The following is a 15,686-nucleotide window of genomic DNA, read 5'->3' on the forward strand; positions in this document are numbered from 1 at the left end:
AGTACTGCCTGTAATTTTCATTTGCATAAATAGTTGTTTATAGCAAAACTGTAGCCCAATTGTTAGATACACTTAACGATTGGGCCACAGTTCAGATCAAGTTTTTTCTTTTTATCTATGCAAATGAAATAGTTTTAGAGTCATTAAATTTAGGAATCCAATCCCCATGTGCTTCGATTAAGTCGTCACACATTGCAATAATATCGTCCATGGATAATTCTGCTGCTGTATGTGGGTCAAGCATGGCTGCTTGATAAAGATGCTCTTTTTTTCCAGTTGCAGCTGCTTCAATGGTCAGTAATTGTGTATTAATATTGGTCCGGTTAAGAGATGCTAGTTGTTCTGGAATATCCCCGACATAACAAGGTGTAATGCCGCTTCGATCTGCTAAGCAAGGCACTTCAACAACAGCCTTTTCCGGCAAATTGCTGATAAGACGTCCTGTATTTAAAATATTTCCGCCAAATTTAAATGGATTATTTGTTTCAATTGCTTCAATAATCCGTGAACCATATTCATGAGAGCGGGTATGAGTCAGCTGTGCATTATTTACCATTTCATCCCGCATTTTTTCCCAGCGTTCAATTTGTTCTACACAGCGGCGTGGATATTCATCTAATGGAATATTAAATTTTTCAATTAGTTCTGGATAGTTTCTTTTGATGAAATATGGATGGTATTCTGCATTATGTTCAGAGGATTCTGTTACATAGTAGCCGAATTTATCCATTAACTCAAAACGGACCATATCATCATGTTTGGTAAGTTGTTTTTCTTTTGCACGGCGTTTAATTTCTGGATATAAATCTTTGCCGTCTCGTTTAATTTCAAGAAGCCAAGCCATATGGTTAATTCCCGCAATTTTTTCTTCCACGCCTGTATGGTCCATTCCTAATGATTCGAACAAGTGTTCGCTGCAAACTTGAACACTATGGCATAAGCCGACTGTTTTGACATTTGTATAGCGCAGCATCGCACCAGTTAAAGCTGCCATTGGATTTGTATAATTCAAAAATAGAGCATCTGGACAAACTTCTTCGATATCTTTTGCAAAATCCCACATAACAGGAATAGTGCGCAAAGAACGGAAAATCCCGCCAATTCCAATTGTATCGGCAATTGTTTGGCGAAGCCCATACTTTTTCGGTATGTCAAAATCAATGACAGTACTAGGTTTGTAGCCGCCAACTTGAATGGCATTAATGATATATTTTGCACCCCTTAAAGCTTCTTTCCGATCAGTGTATGCTTTTATCACAACATTTGCCTGCAAGCTTTGTTGTAAATTCTTTAGCATGTTTTCTGATTCCTTTAGACGCTGTTCATCAATATCAAATAAAGCGAATTCAAATCCTGCTAAAGCGGGAACAAACATGCAGTCTCCAAGAACATTTTTCGTAAAAACGGTACTTCCTGCCCCAATAAAGGTAATTTTGCTCATCTTTTTTCCTCCTAGTTACTGAAATTGGCTAGATGCTTTATTGCTTAAGACAAAATTGCTTACTTCATTTAGATAGTTAGCATCTATTCAGAATTGTTTTTTCTTGATAAATTAATAATAGAGCGCTTTCAAATTAATATCAATGGTAAGTTACTGTGATTGGAGGGTAAGATATTGTCTTTTATTCAAGAGGAAAATAATAGAGTGGGTTATGGCGTATATGGCTTTTATTTTCAAGATAGCATCGGCAACGATTTAGCCAATATTTCGGTGCTTGGCAGGGAAGAAAAATTATTTGGCACAACATATGACTGGCATGGGTTAAAAAGGAAAGAGGTAGGCAAGTATGTCTTTCAATATACATTATCCGGAGAAGGCAGGCTTGAAATGGAGGGAAAAGATTATCGATTAGAAGCAGGTCAAGCGTTTGTTGTAGAGATTCCAAGCAACCACCGCTATTATCTCCCAAAGGACAGCAAACGTTGGGAGTTTGTTTTTATTACATTAGTTGGAAAAGAGGCAGCTAACTGCTGGAATATAATACAAGAGAACTATGGTCCTGTGTTGAAGATTCCAGCAGATTCTAAGCTTATTCAGCTTTTACTAAAAATTTATCAGCATACGTATGAACAAAAAATTTCAGATTCTTATCATGCTTCAGCAAAAGCGTATGAATTTATTATGGAATGCTATCGTTTTATTAAAAATATGGAAAAACCCAAAAAAGATTTTTCGCTGAACATGACAAAAGCAATAATTTATATTCAAACACATTATCATGAACCAATTACACTTGATGAAATAGCGGTCATTTCTGGTTATTCTAAATATTATTTTATTAAGCAGTTTCAGCATCAGTTAAATATGACACCTGTCCAATACCTTACTAAAATACGCATCCAAAAAGCAGCAGAACTTCTAAGAACAACAGATTCTTCTATTATAGAAATTGCAGATGCTGTCGGTTATGCCAATGCTAATTATTTCAATAAAGTGTTCCGTAAAGTGGTCGGTGTGTCTGCAGGAACATTTCGTGACAGCAAGGATGTAGCAGAAATTGATTATTTAATTATGGAATAATCGAATCCGATAGCCATTATGTATATTGTGTAAAAGAATGAAAAATAACAAAAGGGAGTTTCACTTTATTGCTAAGTGGAAACTCCCTATTTACGAAAACAGGATGAATATGCAAGCTTTCTATTTACTCATCCTCTGCGTATTTAATCGTTTGTGTATTGGAGGTTGCTTTTGTTTTAATCACTTCTCCATTTTTGTCTTTGTATATTTCATATTCCCGGTAAGTTTCTACTATGTAGCCATCTTCTTTAACAGTGGAATCTAGTTGATATTCTAATTCTGGTGCACCAAGGGATTCTGTTGATGTGCTTGCTTCTTCTGACTCGTCTGTCACTCCATAGTAGTAAACATACGGTTTATTAATGAGGGCAGTCGGAGTTTCTATATAAGCAACTAATGCTACTAATAAAATCAGGATAAAAAAAATAGCGCTTTTTTTCATCGAAATGTTGATTCCTCCTTCTATACATCATATGCATGTCCGAAAAAGTTATTCGAGGGCAATCGGAAAAATTAAGAAAGAAAAAAGGGGAATTGCGGTAACTTTAGCAATATTTATCAAGTGAAGGCAAGTGTCCAAGCATTTTTCCTAATTTGCCATACTATATGATTAGGTGATGAATTAAATGGTGGAAATTTTTATTGATCCAGGACATGGCGGTTCTGACGCAGGGGCAGTTAGCAATGGAATTCAAGAAAAAAATATTACTTTACAAATTGCCAAAAAAGTACAAGATATCCTTCAAGATGAATATTCAGATGTTTCCATGCCAATAATCTAGCAGATCAAGCGAAATCGAAGGGATTCGATACAACTATTGTTCAAAGCGAAAATTTATATAAAGTGCAAATAGGGGCATTTTCCAAAAAAAGCAATGCGGATGCTCTTGCGTCAAAAGCTAAATCAAGTGGTTTTGATACGATTATTATTCAACTGGTACTAACCAAACTGAAACAAATTAGCGCAATATTATCCTTATTTAAAGAGCAGGAAGGACCTTATTGACTGAAGTTTCATTTTAGAAAGGCAAATATGCTATACATAGAGAAAACGCCTATTCATGTAGAAGAAAAGATGAATAGTTTATAATAGAGAGGAGGAATGTAAATGGCTGCATACGGATATCCATATCAGACAATGCCAAGCGTGCCATTAGGAGCACCAATTCCACAAGCAGCACCCCCACCGCCATTGCCTTCACAAGCAGGAGCACCATATGCTGCTCCCGTTGCTTACGGCATTGCAGGAGGAGCATGGTATGCGCTGCTGATTGTTCTATTTATTGTTATTTTAGTTTTTGGAAGCATATGGTGGTTTGGAAGCCAGTTTTATTGTTGAATATATTTAGAAAAATAAATATACGGTTCAGTACAAACGCTTCTATTTTTTGACGTTATAGAAGCGTTTTTTATCTTAACTGTCTAGAAGATTCCCCGAACTATAGTGTTGCTATTTTTGTGAAGGGGAAGTAAAGATGGCTTAATAAAGTGTGTCTTAGAAGAATATAGTAAAAAAATAGGGAAACATCAGGAATAAACCGATAATATAAAGGGAGAAATAGGAGGAGATCACGATGACAAAAGATATATACTCAAAAATTTGGGATTTAGATGTATTTTATAAAGGTGGAAGCGATTCGAAAGAATTTTTGGAGCATCTGTTCCAAACTGGAGAACACATTAAGCAGTTTTCTAATAAAGTTCAAATGTATCAACCCTTCAATGGAAAAAATGATCAATCATTTGTACTAGAATTGATTAAGCTATATGAACGAATTGTCAAAAAAGTTAGACAAGCAGGTGCTTTTGTCAGCTGTCTAGAAGCACAAAATATAAAAGATAAGCAGGCTAATACTTTGAGAGGGAAAGTGATGGAGCTTAGTGCATCCTTTCAAAATGCTCTAACAATATTTGATGGGAAAATATCTGCTTATGATGACGAACAATGGAATAAACTTTTGCAGGGCGAGGGATTAACAGAATTAATTTTTGTGCTGACAGAAAGACGAATGCAAGCTAAAAACAAACTTGGAGAAGAAGAAGAAATGCTTATTAATAAATTGAGCATAGATGGTTATCATGGCTGGAGCCAAATGTATGATACAATCGTTAGTTCCATTCAAATTCCTCTCGAAGAAAATAACCAAACCTACTATTTATCTGTAGGGCAAGCTGCCAATAAATTTTCCGATTCTGATCGGAATGTTCGAAAAGCGGTTTTTTCTGCTTGGGAAAAAGCTTGGGAAGATAAAAGTGCATTAATTGCCAAAACATTAAATCATCTATCAGGATTTCGCTTAAATGTTTATGAGAAAAGGGGCTGGCATAATATTTTAAAAGAACCTTTAGAGATGAACCGGATGCGGGAGAAAACATTGCAAACCATGTGGAAGGTAATATCCTCTAATAAAGAACCTTTTAAACGCTTTTTAGAGCGTAAGGCAAAATTATTAGGGGTAGAAAAATTAAACTGGTATGATTTAGATGCTCCTATTGGAAATGCCTTAGGAAAAATGAATTATCAAGAGGGAGCAGCATTTATTTTAAAACAATTTTCGTTATTTGGCGAAGAAATGAAAGCTTTTGCACAAAAAGCATTTACAGACAGATGGATTGAAGCGGAAGACAGAAAAGGAAAAAGACCAGGGGGGTTTCATACCTATTTTCCTGAAAGTGGGCAGTCACGCATTTTTATGACTTATTCTGGCACAACAAGCAATGTGTCTACATTGGCGCATGAATTAGGACATGGCTTTCATACATATGCAATGAGGGATATTCATACATTAAACCGGAATTATGCAATGAATGTAGCAGAAACAGCGTCTACATTTGCAGAAACGATTGTATCAGATGCTGCTGTTAAAGCGGCTTCTAATAAACAAGAAAAGATTGTACTATTAGAAGGGAAAATTCAAAATTCTATTGCATTATTAATGAATATTCATGCCCGTTTTTTATTTGAAACAAATTTTTATGAAGAGCGTAAAAAAGGAATTGTCAGTGAAGTAAAATTAAACGAAATAATGGTGCAAGCACAAAAAGAGGCATATGGTGATGCATTAAATACCTATCATCCCACTTTTTGGGCATCTAAACTGCATTTTTATATTACAGGTGTTCCATTTTATAATTTTCCTTATACATTTGGCTATTTATTTTCCCTTGGCATTTATGTACAGGCACAGAAAGATGGAATAGGCTATGAAAAAAAATATATGGCTTTATTAAAAGATACTGCGAGTATGACGGTAGAAGAACTAGCAAAAAAACATCTGGCTGTGAATTTAGCAGAAGAAGTATTTTGGCAAAATGCCATTCAATTATGCATAGACGATGTAGAAGAATTTTTAGAGTTAACAAAATAATGGTGCGGCTATAAAAAAATGCCTTTTGCTTCATCATGCAAAAGGCATTTTTTTAACTGAAATTATATTTTTTTCCAACTGAAACTAGCGATCATTAAAATAGAAAGTACAAGCATTAAAAGTAAGTAAAGGTGAGCGGGAATAAAACTAACTCCTAAACAAACAAATGTAAGAATGCAGCCTGCTGCAGTGATAGGCAGGCCGGTGAAGTAGCCGTTGTTTTCGGTAATATTAAATCTTGCTAAACGAAACGCCCCACAGCAAATATATAAAACGGTAAAAAAGGAACCAGGTGAACCTAAATCAAAGAGTATGCCTTGATATACTAAAACAGCTGGTGCTACACCAAAAGAGATAATGTCGCTCATTGAATCTAATTGTTTGCCTAATTCTGATTCAATATTAAATTTTCTTGCTGCCATCCCATCTAATCTGTCTAAAAATGCGGCAATAAAAATCAATAATATACTTAGCGAGATATGGCCTTTAAAACTAGTTATAATAGAAAATCCGCCTAAACATAAGTTCATTAAAGTAAGGCAATTTGCCACTTGCGATTTAAATTTTTTTACAGTTTGATCTAAAGCATTGGGTAGAAACATTTTATTCACTCCTAGTATGAAAATCTTTCATACAACTTTTATTTATATAATAATATATAATTTTAAGGTAGTATATGATTGTTCGCAAAGAAAATAATTTTTATGGAGGAATTGTTGGCTTGAAATCTTATCTATACAAATTTTTTATAGAACTAACAAATGGTAAATGGAGTTCTTATTTAATTATGAAATTTGCTCACTCTAAAGCAAGTTCTCTTATTATATCTTCGTTTGCAAGGGTATACAAAATAAATGTAGACGAAATGGAAAAAGATTTGACTTCCTACAATAATCTTCATGAATTTTTCATTAGAAAATTGAAGAATGGAACGAGAAACAGCTTTTTTGGACAAACAGAAGTTATTAGTCCGGTGGATGCTATTATTGAAGATATTGGAATAATTACAGGGAACAAAACGATTCATGTAAAAGACAAAGTATATTCCATTTCTGAAATGCTGGGAAATAAAGAAATGGTGGATAAATATACAGGAGGCACTTTTATTATTTTTTATTTAAGCCCAAGCCATTATCATCGTATCCATAGTCCTGTATCTGGGCGTGTGATCAAACGATGGACATTAGGGGGGAAATCTTACCCTGTTAATAAATGGGGATTGAAATTTGGAAAAAGCCCCCTTGCCAAAAACTATCGGACAATCACGGAAGTTAAAACACAAGATAATCAACATATTGCGATTGTAAAGGTAGGAGCAATGTTTATTAATTCCATTATACTTAGCCATCAAAAAGAAGAAGTGAAAAAAGGAGAAGAAATGGCTTATTTCTCATTTGGGTCTACTGTTATATTATTATTCGAAAAAGAAACTTTTAGAAGCAAAGACTTTCTTTCTACTCCATATCCAGTTAAAATAGGGGAAGTAATTGGGGACCTTAGTGGAAAAAGTAAATAATAATGATAAAAAGCCCATAATTTGGGCTTTTTATTAGGATGACACTTTTATTTTATTAGTTAATGAACGTCGGTGAATCTCTGTTTCAATGAGACGTATAAATTCAGAGCTGAGTTTAAGCTCTCTTGCTTTATGATAAGACTCAATTAACAATTCATCTGACAGTTTACGCATGTCAGAACTCACCTCCATTCACTAAGCTCATTGTTAGATAGCTTGTTTTTCTATATCATTACTTTAACAAAAATAAACAGTAAGAACAACTGTTCGGTTATCCACAATAATAAGTGGATAACCTGTGATTAACTTGTTTAAAACTAAAAGAAGAGTATGTTCATCAATAGGGAATATGTGTACAATGTTATCCACATATAAAGAAACATACGATTTTTGTCGAAAAGTATTTAGGGGTTTTTTGGGAAAAATAGTTCTAACTGCTTTTATTCTTGTTTTACGTTTACGGTTCGTGTTGATTGTTCGATTCACTTTATGTGTATAAAACGGTATAATATAACTTTGTTTTTAAATTTTTACTAGCAGGCCAAAACTTCTCAAACAAAGGAAAGCAATTATCTTAAAGAGGTGCATATACATTGTTAAATGATTTTTTACCAGATCAGCATGTAAAAAACATATTTGAAATTACCCCAGAAGCATTAAAAGAAAAAGGGATAAAAGGGATTATAACCGATCTTGATAATACATTGGTAGAGTGGGATCGTCCTCTTGCAACACCTAGAATTATTGAATGGTTTGAAGAAATGAAAAGAAATAAGATAAAAGTAACTATTGTTTCTAATAATAAGGAAGGAAGGGTAAAGGCTTTTTCTGCTCCTTTAAATATCCCATTTATATTTGCCGCAAGAAAACCGATGGGGCGGGCTTTTAAAAAAGCGATTTTACAAATGGATATTAAAAAAGAAGAAGCAGTTGTTATTGGCGACCAATTATTAACAGATGTACTTGGAGGCAACCGAAGTGGATTTCATACTATTTTAGTGGTGCCTGTAGCACAGACAGATGGTTTTTTTACAAAAATCAATCGAACAATTGAAAGAAGAATATTAAACTGGTTCCGCAAAAAAGGAAAGATAACTTGGGAGGATTAATAAGTGACAGAAAAGATACATTGCATAGGTTGTGGAGTAGAAATTCAAACAGATAAGCGTGACGATTTAGGGTATGCTCCGCCCTCTGCTTTAGAAAAAGAAGTAATTATTTGCCAAAGATGTTTTCGGTTAAAACATTATAATGAAGTACAAGATGTCTCGTTAACAGACAGCGATTTCTTAAAAATACTAAATGAAATTGGTCAAAGTGACAGCCTTATTGTTAAAATTGTTGATATTTTTGATTTTAATGGAAGTTGGCTGCCTGGTTTGCACCGCTTTACAGGGAAAAATAAAGTGTTGTTAGTGGGAAATAAAGTAGATTTACTGCCAAAATCGGTGAAAAATCAAAAAGTAATCAATTGGATGAAAAAAGAAGCAAAAGAGCTTGGCTTAAAACCAGAAGATGTTTTTTTAGTTAGTGCAGAAAAAGGACAAATGATCCAAGAAGTGGTAGAAGCAATTGAGCACTATCGAAAAGGCAAGGACGTATATGTTGTTGGCTGTACAAATGTCGGCAAATCAACATTTATTAATCGAATTTTGAAGGAAGTATCTGGGGAGGAAAATATTATTACAACCTCTCATTTTCCAGGAACCACATTAGATATTATTGAAATTCCATTATCTGATGGGAAGGCACTAGTAGATACACCAGGAATTATTAATCATCATCAAATGGCACATTATGTAGATAAAAGAGATTTGAAATATATTACGCCGAAAAAAGAGATTAAATCGAAAATTTATCAGCTGAATGAGGGACAAACTTTATTTTTTGGCGGATTAGCACGTTTTGATTTTGTAAAAGGACAAAAACAAGCATTTGTTTGTTATTTCTCCAATGAAATTAATATCCATCGCACGAAAACAGAAAAGGCTCAAGAATTATATGACAAGCATGTTGGAGAGATGCTCACACCACCTCGAATAGAGCAATTGGATCAATTTCCAAAACTTATAAAACATGATTTTACTATCAAAGAAGCAAAAACAGATATTGTATTTTCAGGATTAGGCTGGATTACTGTAAATGAACCAAATATCCAAATATCGGTGTATGTACCAAAAGGGGTACATGCGATGATTAGAAAATCACTGATTTAAGGAATGGCTAGGAAGTTCCCATCGTTTAGAAGCTAAACATATACTGCATCAAGGGGATAGTTGCTACTTTCTACTATAGAGAATAAAAAAGTCCGGGAGAGCAGAAAATGAAAAAATATGTAGTTATTGGAGATCCTATCGCACATAGTATGTCACCTGTTATGCATAATGATTTATTTCAATTTTATCAAATAGAAGCACAGTATGATTTGTTTCATATTAAAAAAGGAATGTTAAAAGAAGGTCTTTCACAGCTAAAAGAAATGGACGTTGCTGGTTTTAATATTACAGTGCCGCATAAATCAGATATTATTCCTTTTTTGGATGAACTGGATCCCTTAAGTCAAGCGATTGGGGCAGTAAATACAGTAGTAAATGAAAACGGCAAGTGGGTAGGCTATAACACGGATGGTTATGGTTATGTGAGAGGGCTTTTAACTATACTTCCTGCTTTAACTGATAAAAAGGTAATGATGATTGGTGCAGGTGGAGCAGCAAGAGCGATTTATTTTACACTAGCATATGAGAAAGTACACAAAATTGATATCGTGAATCGAACTTTAGAAAAGGCAGAGGATCTAAAAAAAGCCTGTCCTTATTCTGTGGAAACAGATGTTCTTGATCTAAAGTCAGCAAAAGAGCGATGTGGGGAATATGATTTGATTATTCAAACGACTTCGATTGGAATGTCGCCACATACAAAAGAGCAGCCGATTTCTCTTGAGAATTTAAACAGCAACTCGTTAGTTAGTGATATAATATATAATCCATTAGAAACTAAATTGCTTCATGAAGCAAAAATGAAAGGAGCAATAGTGCAAAATGGATTGGAAATGTTTGTTTTTCAAGGGGCATTAGCTTTTGAAAAATGGACCGGTATTTTTCCAGATACAGAACGTATGAAAAGAAATGTGTTAAAACAATTAGGAGGCAATTTTGATGCTTAGAGGCAAACAAAAAAGATTTTTACGTGCAAAGGCACATCATTTAAACCCAATTTTCCAAGTGGGAAAAGGTGGAGTAAATGAAAATATGATTACACAGATAGCAGATGCTTTAGAAGTAAGAGAATTGCTGAAAGTCAGCATCCTGCAAAATTGTGACGAAGATAAAGAAATGGTAGCAGCACAGCTTGTGAAAGGCACAAAAAGCGAGTTGGTACAAATTATCGGATCGACAATTGTTCTATATAAAGAGTCGAAAGAAAATAAAACGATAAATTTACCATCTTAACATTTGTAAAAAGAGGGGATTTCTTTGAGAAAAAGGATTGGAATATTAGGAGGGACTTTTGATCCCCCTCATATTGGACATCTCATCATCGCAAATGAGGTACTGCATCATGAAAGATTGGATGAGATCTGGTTTATGCCAAATCAAGAACCTCCACATAAAATAAAAGCAGGGAATGTTTCTAATAAAAATCGTATAGAAATGCTTCAATTAGCAATAAAAGACCATCCAAAGTTTCGTATAGAAACAATAGAAATGAATCGGGAAGGCAAATCTTATACGTTTGATACAATGAAAATATTAAAAGAAGTGCATCCACATATGGATTTTCATTTTATCATTGGTGGAGATATGGTTGAATATTTGCCAAAGTGGTATAAGATTGAAGAATTAGTAGAGATTATTCAATTTATTAGTGTAAATCGTCCACAATACAGCAATGAAACAGCCTATCCTGTCCGATATGTAGATGTGCCTGCCATTGATATTTCTTCTAATTTAATTAGGGAACGGTTAAAAAAAGGGGACACTATTCAGTATCTAACGAAAGAGAGTGTAAAGAGATATATTGAGGAGAATCGTCTTTATGAAGCGTGAACAAGCATTAGCGATTGTGAAAGAACATTTAACAGAGCATCGATATGTGCATACAATTGGCGTCATGGAAACGGCCGTTAAACTTGCTGAAAAAAATGGAGTAAATCCAGAGAAAGCAGAACTTGCTGCTATATTTCATGATTACGCTAAATTCCGTCCAAAAGAAGAAATGAAAAAAATTATTGTAGAGCAAAAGATGGATCCGGCTCTTTTGGAGTTTCATTCTGAATTATGGCATGCCCCGGTCGGAGCCTACCTTGTAGAAAAAGAAGCAGGTATTCATGACCAAGAGGTTTTACAGGCAATTAAATACCATACTTCCGGCAAACCAGGGATGAGTATGCTTGAGAAAATTATTTATTTAGCAGACTATATCGAACCTAACAGGGCATTCCCAGGTGTTCAGGAAGTGCGAGAATTGACAAAGGTTGATTTTCATCAAGGATTTATAAAATCAGTAGAAAATACGATGAATTTTCTTATACAAAATAATCGGCCGGTTTTTCCGCTGACTTTTCAAATGTATAACAGCATCGTAATGAAAATGGAGGATGAATAGATGGATGATCGTAAATTACTAGTAACTGCTGTGAAAGCAGCTGATGATAAAAGAGCGGAGAATATTGTGGCGCTTAATATGAAAGGCATTTCGCTTGTATCGGATTATTTTATTATTTGCCATGGTAACTCGGATAAACAGGTACAAGCAATTGCAAGTGAAATAAAAGATAAATGCTCAGAAATTGGTGTAAATGTTAAAAGACTAGAAGGTTTTCAAGAAGCAAAATGGATTCTTGTTGATTTAGGAGATGTTGTTGTGCATGTATTCCACCGAGATGAAAGAACGTACTATAATCTAGAACGATTATGGGGAGATGCACCTATCGAAAATATTCAAAGTGAGATTAGTCAATGACATACGGCAGATTTGCTTATCTATATGATAGGCTAATGAGCGATGTGCCATATGAAAAATGGGTAAAACTAATTGCAGATGCTAAAGAGAAATACAATATTTCAGGCAATCATCTTTTGGATCTTGCATGTGGAACAGGAGAATTATCCATAAGTCTTGCAGAGCGTGGCTTTCAAGTAACAGGAGTGGATATTTCAGAAGATATGTTAAGTGTGGCCCAAGATAAAACAAATAAAAAAGGGCAGTCCATTTTTTATATCGAACAAGATATGTCCAAGCTAGAAGGTCTTCCGTTATTTGATATTATTGGGGTTTTTTGTGATTCTTTAAATTATTTGCAAACAGAAGAAGAGGTTATCGAAACATTCAAAGGGGTACACCGCCATTTAGATGAAAAAGGGTTATTTATATTTGATGTCCATTCTTTATATAAAATGAATGAACTTTTTATCGATCAAACTTATGCAGTCAATGATGAAGAATTAAGTTTGATTTGGCAATGCTATCCTGGGGAATATGAGAATAGTGTAGAGCATGATTTAACCTTTTTTGAGTTAGATGAGGAATCTGAGATGTATAATCGGTATGATGAACTTCACTGTCAGCGAACCTATTCTATTGACCAATACAAAAAATGGCTAAAAAAAACCGACTTTTGTCTTGTGGATATTATAGTTGATTTTGATGAAAAAGAAAGCAAAGAAAATGGAGAAAGAATTTTTTTCCTTTGCCAAAAAGCATAATAAAAAAGATGACTAGAGGATTGTTTCTCCAGTCATTTTTTTATGCAAAAGTATAGTGCTGGATAATAAAATTTGTTTTTATACCCTCTAACAAGTGCTACATGAATGAAAAATGATAGAAAAAAATAAAAAAAGGATATTTGTTGACTATATCGAATTTATTTACTGGATAGACTATTAACTATCTTTTGCTGCAAGCATTGTGTTTTGCACTAATTCTACATCTTCTGCGAACTTTTCATGTGTTGCATGAAAAAGCTGGTTAAAGGTATCTCCCAAATTCTTCTCCAATATCTCAATCCCAACCCCAGTAATTCCACCTTTGACACAAACCTTTTCTTGTAAAGTAGGCAATGTATAATAACGTTTTTTAAGCAGTTCTCCAAGGCCAATCAGCATCTCACTTGCAAGCAATGTTGCTGTTTGGCTGTCCATTTCGGTTTCCTCCACCGCTCCGTCTATAAATCGCTGTGTTAAATAGCTGAAAAAAGCTGGACCGCAGCTGACAATATCGGAAGCTGCCCTCGTGATATTTTTATCAATTATATAAGGACTTGAAAAGTTTTCAAATATCATGGTTAATATTTTTTTCCATTTTTCTGTACATTGCTTTCCGAAAGAAAATAAACTGACCCCCGTTAATGCCCTATTTGTAATGCTGGGAATAATTCTTGCAACAGAACATGTAAAAAAGACCTCCAAATCTTCTGCATTAATCGGGCTTGTAATGGAAACAACGCACATGTCATCTGTAATATATGGGGCAAGCTTTTTTGCAAGTATGATAGAATCACGTGGCTTGATGCATAAAAAAACGACGTCACTAGCCTTTGCTACCTCTATAAAATCATCATAAACAACAATGTCAGGATAACTTTTTTTAATTTGTAAAGCTTTGCTTTTTGTTCGATTATGAATCAATAATGAATCGGGGGAAATAGCCTTGCTATCAAGCATTGACTCAATCAGTATTCTCCCCATATTCCCCGTACCAATTATTCCGATTTTCATCTGTCCTTCCCCCCCTAAAATGAGCGGTTTCTCATATAACGATATGAACTCGGTGACAAGAATATACCTAGAAAGGATGATAATGATGAATTGGGCAAAAAAATATCAAGGAATTTTAATTATTGCGGCTGTTATTCTCCTGTTTATTGGCTACAAAATATATCCTTATGTTTTTACAAATCAACAAAGGCAGATAGAGGCTCCAATGTATGATACAGAGAAATTACAGATAAAAGAGGGGGAAATGAAAGAGGAACAAGAAGAGAAAACAAATGAAACAGTAGTTGTTGATGTAAAAGGGGCAGTAAAACGTCCAGGTGTATACGAAGCCCTTCAAGGAGATCGAGTAGTGGATATAATAAAAAAAGCGGGAGGAATAAAGGATCAGGGAGAAGAAAATGGAATAAACTTAGCATTAAAAATAACAGATGAAATGGTTATCTATGTACCCTATAAAGGAGAAGAAGGGGTAGAGGGCAGTACGGAAAGTTTCGTAAATACGGGTGGGGTAACTGAAAATGAAAGCAGCAATGGGGAAGCAGTTGATTTAAATCAGGCAACAGCAGCTGAATTAGATGAACTTCCTGGAATAGGTCCTGCCAAAGCAGAGACCATTATTGAATATCGGGAGAGCAATGGAGGATTTTCCTCCAAAGAAGATTTTAAAAAAATCAGTGGCATTGGCGAAAAGACCTATGAAAAATTAGAAAATTTAATTACAGTAAATTAATGAATGTTATGCCATTTATGTCTCTAAGAATTACGAAAAAGGACTGTTGACTTTTGGTTTTGATAAAGTGAAACTAACAATCACTGGGGGGAAAATCCTGTTAATGGGTGATAAAAAAACGCCAAAATATTTTAGTGATACTGCCTTTTTCTATCGAAAAAGTTCACTATCGAAAAAGGCGGTATCACGTTATAATAAATGAATAATATATTTGATTAGAAAGCAGGTAGGTGGAATAATGAACAGAATTTCATGGGATGAGTATTTTATGGCACAAAGTGAGTTGCTTGCTTTAAGGAGCACATGTACAAGACTTGCTGTTGGTGCAACCATTGTTCGAGATAAACGAATTATTGCAGGGGGCTATAATGGAAGCATCACAGGTGGAGTTCATTGCATAGATGAAGGGTGTTATGTTATCGATAATCATTGTGTGCGGACCATACATGCAGAAATGAATGCATTATTGCAATGTGCAAAGTTTGGTGTAGCAACAGAAGGAGCAGATATTTATGTAACACATTTTCCTTGCCTGCAATGCTGCAAAGCGATCATACAAGCAGGCATTAAAACGGTTTATTATGCGAATGATTATAAAAATCATCCATATGCAATAGAACTATTTACACAAGCAGGCATTTCTATGGTGCAAGTTTCTAACAAGGAAGTAGTATTTGATAAACAACAAGCCGAAAAACAATTGTTTGTAGAGAAACTAGTAGATAAGTTAAAAGACAAAGACATTGATGATTTAGAGCTAAAAGAATTGGAAGAGCAAGCAAAAGCATTGTTCACAGGGAAGATTTCTGAAGGAGTCTTAAAGTGATAGCATTTC

General features: G+C 34.5%; 20 protein-coding genes and 1 pseudogene. 16 read left to right on the forward strand and 5 right to left on the reverse strand.

Annotated features, from left to right (window positions below):
• Window positions 1-115 precede the first annotated feature (115 nt).
• A complete protein-coding gene (gene melA, locus CWS01_RS06665; protein WP_101176419.1) occupies window positions 116-1,441 on the reverse strand; it encodes an alpha-glucosidase/alpha-galactosidase in 1,326 nt (441 codons plus the stop codon).
• A 174-nt stretch (window positions 1,442-1,615) separates the two neighbouring features.
• Between melA and CWS01_RS06670 the strand changes: the two genes are divergently transcribed.
• Window positions 1,616-2,521 (forward strand): AraC family transcriptional regulator, encoded by a 906-nt coding sequence (locus CWS01_RS06670; RefSeq protein ID WP_235851989.1) that lies wholly within the window; start codon window positions 1,616-1,618, stop codon window positions 2,519-2,521.
• 124 nt (window positions 2,522-2,645) lie between these two features.
• On the opposite strand, the gene CWS01_RS06675 is transcribed toward CWS01_RS06670, so the two are convergent.
• Window positions 2,646-2,963, reverse strand: a complete 318-nt coding sequence (locus tag CWS01_RS06675) for a hypothetical protein (protein WP_101176420.1) — start codon at window positions 2,961-2,963, stop codon at window positions 2,646-2,648.
• A 184-nt stretch (window positions 2,964-3,147) separates the two neighbouring features.
• Here CWS01_RS06675 and CWS01_RS23400 point away from each other — a divergent pair.
• From CWS01_RS23400 to CWS01_RS06695, 4 genes and pseudogenes are all read left to right on the forward strand, one after another.
• Window positions 3,148-3,291, forward strand: a pseudogene (locus CWS01_RS23400) (N-acetylmuramoyl-L-alanine amidase); the annotation flags it as partial.
• Window positions 3,292-3,338: 47 nt separating this feature from the next.
• Complete coding sequence (locus tag CWS01_RS23405) at window positions 3,339-3,527, forward strand: SPOR domain-containing protein (RefSeq protein ID WP_407938542.1); 189 nt, start codon at window positions 3,339-3,341, stop codon at window positions 3,525-3,527.
• Window positions 3,528-3,629: 102 nt separating this feature from the next.
• Window positions 3,630-3,860 carry a hypothetical protein gene (locus CWS01_RS06690; RefSeq protein WP_101176423.1) on the forward strand — a complete coding sequence of 77 codons (231 nt, stop codon included), beginning with the start codon at window positions 3,630-3,632 and terminating at the stop codon, window positions 3,858-3,860.
• Between the two features lie 235 nt (window positions 3,861-4,095).
• Window positions 4,096-5,889 carry a M3 family oligoendopeptidase gene (locus CWS01_RS06695; protein ID WP_101176424.1) on the forward strand — a complete coding sequence of 598 codons (1,794 nt, stop codon included), beginning with the start codon at window positions 4,096-4,098 and terminating at the stop codon, window positions 5,887-5,889.
• A gap of 62 nt (window positions 5,890-5,951) precedes the next feature.
• Here CWS01_RS06695 and pssA read toward each other — a convergent pair whose 3' ends face one another.
• Entirely contained in the window at window positions 5,952-6,491 is a 540-nt protein-coding gene (gene pssA, locus CWS01_RS06700) for a CDP-diacylglycerol--serine O-phosphatidyltransferase (protein WP_101176425.1), read from the reverse strand.
• 119 nt (window positions 6,492-6,610) lie between these two features.
• On the opposite strand from pssA, the gene CWS01_RS06705 reads away from it, so the two are divergent.
• On the forward strand, window positions 6,611-7,405 hold the full coding sequence (locus CWS01_RS06705; RefSeq protein WP_101176453.1) for a phosphatidylserine decarboxylase: 795 nt from the start codon (window positions 6,611-6,613) through the stop codon (window positions 7,403-7,405).
• 33 nt (window positions 7,406-7,438) lie between these two features.
• Here CWS01_RS06705 and CWS01_RS06710 read toward each other — a convergent pair whose 3' ends face one another.
• Entirely contained in the window at window positions 7,439-7,579 is a 141-nt protein-coding gene (locus CWS01_RS06710; RefSeq protein WP_101176426.1) for a sporulation histidine kinase inhibitor Sda, read from the reverse strand.
• 419 nt (window positions 7,580-7,998) lie between these two features.
• Here CWS01_RS06710 and CWS01_RS06715 point away from each other — a divergent pair, with 419 nt between their 5' ends.
• From CWS01_RS06715 to CWS01_RS06750, 8 genes are all read left to right on the forward strand, one after another.
• Entirely contained in the window at window positions 7,999-8,514 is a 516-nt protein-coding gene (locus CWS01_RS06715; RefSeq protein ID WP_101176427.1) for a YqeG family HAD IIIA-type phosphatase, read from the forward strand.
• A gap of 3 nt (window positions 8,515-8,517) precedes the next feature.
• Window positions 8,518-9,621: a ribosome biogenesis GTPase YqeH gene (gene yqeH, locus CWS01_RS06720; protein WP_101176428.1), complete on the forward strand. Its 1,104-nt coding sequence runs from the start codon at window positions 8,518-8,520 to the stop codon at window positions 9,619-9,621.
• Window positions 9,622-9,728: 107 nt separating this feature from the next.
• A complete protein-coding gene (gene aroE, locus CWS01_RS06725) occupies window positions 9,729-10,568 on the forward strand; it encodes a shikimate dehydrogenase (RefSeq protein ID WP_101176429.1) in 840 nt (279 codons plus the stop codon).
• Entirely contained in the window at window positions 10,561-10,854 is a 294-nt protein-coding gene (yhbY, locus tag CWS01_RS06730) for a ribosome assembly RNA-binding protein YhbY (protein WP_101176430.1), read from the forward strand. Before aroE ends, yhbY begins: the two co-directional genes overlap by 8 nt.
• Before the next feature lie 24 nt (window positions 10,855-10,878).
• The gene (locus CWS01_RS06735) at window positions 10,879-11,451 is read left to right on the forward strand and encodes a nicotinate-nucleotide adenylyltransferase (RefSeq protein WP_101176431.1); all 573 of its coding nucleotides are present in this window, start codon (window positions 10,879-10,881) and stop codon (window positions 11,449-11,451) included.
• Window positions 11,441-12,010, forward strand: coding sequence for a bis(5'-nucleosyl)-tetraphosphatase (symmetrical) YqeK (gene yqeK / locus CWS01_RS06740; protein WP_101176432.1), 570 nt, complete (start codon window positions 11,441-11,443; stop codon window positions 12,008-12,010). The genes CWS01_RS06735 and yqeK overlap by 11 nt, the downstream gene beginning before the upstream one ends.
• The gene (gene rsfS / locus CWS01_RS06745; protein ID WP_101176433.1) at window positions 12,011-12,367 is read left to right on the forward strand and encodes a ribosome silencing factor; all 357 of its coding nucleotides are present in this window, start codon (window positions 12,011-12,013) and stop codon (window positions 12,365-12,367) included.
• Entirely contained in the window at window positions 12,364-13,110 is a 747-nt protein-coding gene (locus CWS01_RS06750; RefSeq protein ID WP_101176434.1) for a class I SAM-dependent DNA methyltransferase, read from the forward strand. The genes rsfS and CWS01_RS06750 overlap by 4 nt, the downstream gene beginning before the upstream one ends.
• A gap of 177 nt (window positions 13,111-13,287) precedes the next feature.
• On the opposite strand, the gene comER is transcribed toward CWS01_RS06750, so the two are convergent.
• Window positions 13,288-14,121 (reverse strand): late competence protein ComER, encoded by an 834-nt coding sequence (gene comER, locus CWS01_RS06755; protein ID WP_101176435.1) that lies wholly within the window; start codon window positions 14,119-14,121, stop codon window positions 13,288-13,290.
• 85 nt (window positions 14,122-14,206) lie between these two features.
• Here comER and CWS01_RS06760 point away from each other — a divergent pair, with 85 nt between their 5' ends.
• The gene (locus CWS01_RS06760; RefSeq protein ID WP_101176436.1) at window positions 14,207-14,851 is read left to right on the forward strand and encodes a helix-hairpin-helix domain-containing protein; all 645 of its coding nucleotides are present in this window, start codon (window positions 14,207-14,209) and stop codon (window positions 14,849-14,851) included.
• Between the two features lie 238 nt (window positions 14,852-15,089).
• Window positions 15,090-15,677: a ComE operon protein 2 gene (locus tag CWS01_RS06765; protein ID WP_101176437.1), complete on the forward strand. Its 588-nt coding sequence runs from the start codon at window positions 15,090-15,092 to the stop codon at window positions 15,675-15,677.
• Window positions 15,678-15,686 lie beyond the last annotated feature (9 nt).

It is taken from the genome of Niallia nealsonii, from assembly GCF_002835805.1.
Classification (GTDB): Bacteria; Bacillota; Bacilli; order Bacillales; family Cytobacillaceae; genus Niallia; species Niallia nealsonii.

Bases quoted from the DNA above. Each gene is read 5' to 3' on its own strand.
- melA (WP_101176419.1), bottom strand. From the start codon at position 1,441: ATGAGCAAAATTACCTTTATTGGGGCAGGAAGTACCGTTTTTACGAAA.
- CWS01_RS06675 (WP_101176420.1), bottom strand. From the start codon at position 2,963: ATGAAAAAAAGCGCTATTTTTTTTATCCTGATTTTATTAGTAGCATTA.
- CWS01_RS06690 (WP_101176423.1), top strand. From the start codon at position 3,630: ATGGCTGCATACGGATATCCATATCAGACAATGCCAAGCGTGCCATTA.
- CWS01_RS06695 (WP_101176424.1), top strand. From the start codon at position 4,096: ATGACAAAAGATATATACTCAAAAATTTGGGATTTAGATGTATTTTAT.
- pssA (WP_101176425.1), bottom strand. From the start codon at position 6,491: ATGTTTCTACCCAATGCTTTAGATCAAACTGTAAAAAAATTTAAATCG.
- CWS01_RS06710 (WP_101176426.1), bottom strand. From the start codon at position 7,579: ATGCGTAAACTGTCAGATGAATTGTTAATTGAGTCTTATCATAAAGCA.
- aroE (WP_101176429.1), top strand. From the start codon at position 9,729: ATGAAAAAATATGTAGTTATTGGAGATCCTATCGCACATAGTATGTCA.
- yhbY (WP_101176430.1), top strand. From the start codon at position 10,561: ATGCTTAGAGGCAAACAAAAAAGATTTTTACGTGCAAAGGCACATCAT.
- yqeK (WP_101176432.1), top strand. From the start codon at position 11,441: ATGAAGCGTGAACAAGCATTAGCGATTGTGAAAGAACATTTAACAGAG.
- rsfS (WP_101176433.1), top strand. From the start codon at position 12,011: ATGGATGATCGTAAATTACTAGTAACTGCTGTGAAAGCAGCTGATGAT.
- CWS01_RS06750 (WP_101176434.1), top strand. From the start codon at position 12,364: ATGACATACGGCAGATTTGCTTATCTATATGATAGGCTAATGAGCGAT.
- comER (WP_101176435.1), bottom strand. From the start codon at position 14,121: ATGAAAATCGGAATAATTGGTACGGGGAATATGGGGAGAATACTGATT.
- CWS01_RS06760 (WP_101176436.1), top strand. From the start codon at position 14,207: ATGAATTGGGCAAAAAAATATCAAGGAATTTTAATTATTGCGGCTGTT.
- CWS01_RS06765 (WP_101176437.1), top strand. From the start codon at position 15,090: ATGAACAGAATTTCATGGGATGAGTATTTTATGGCACAAAGTGAGTTG.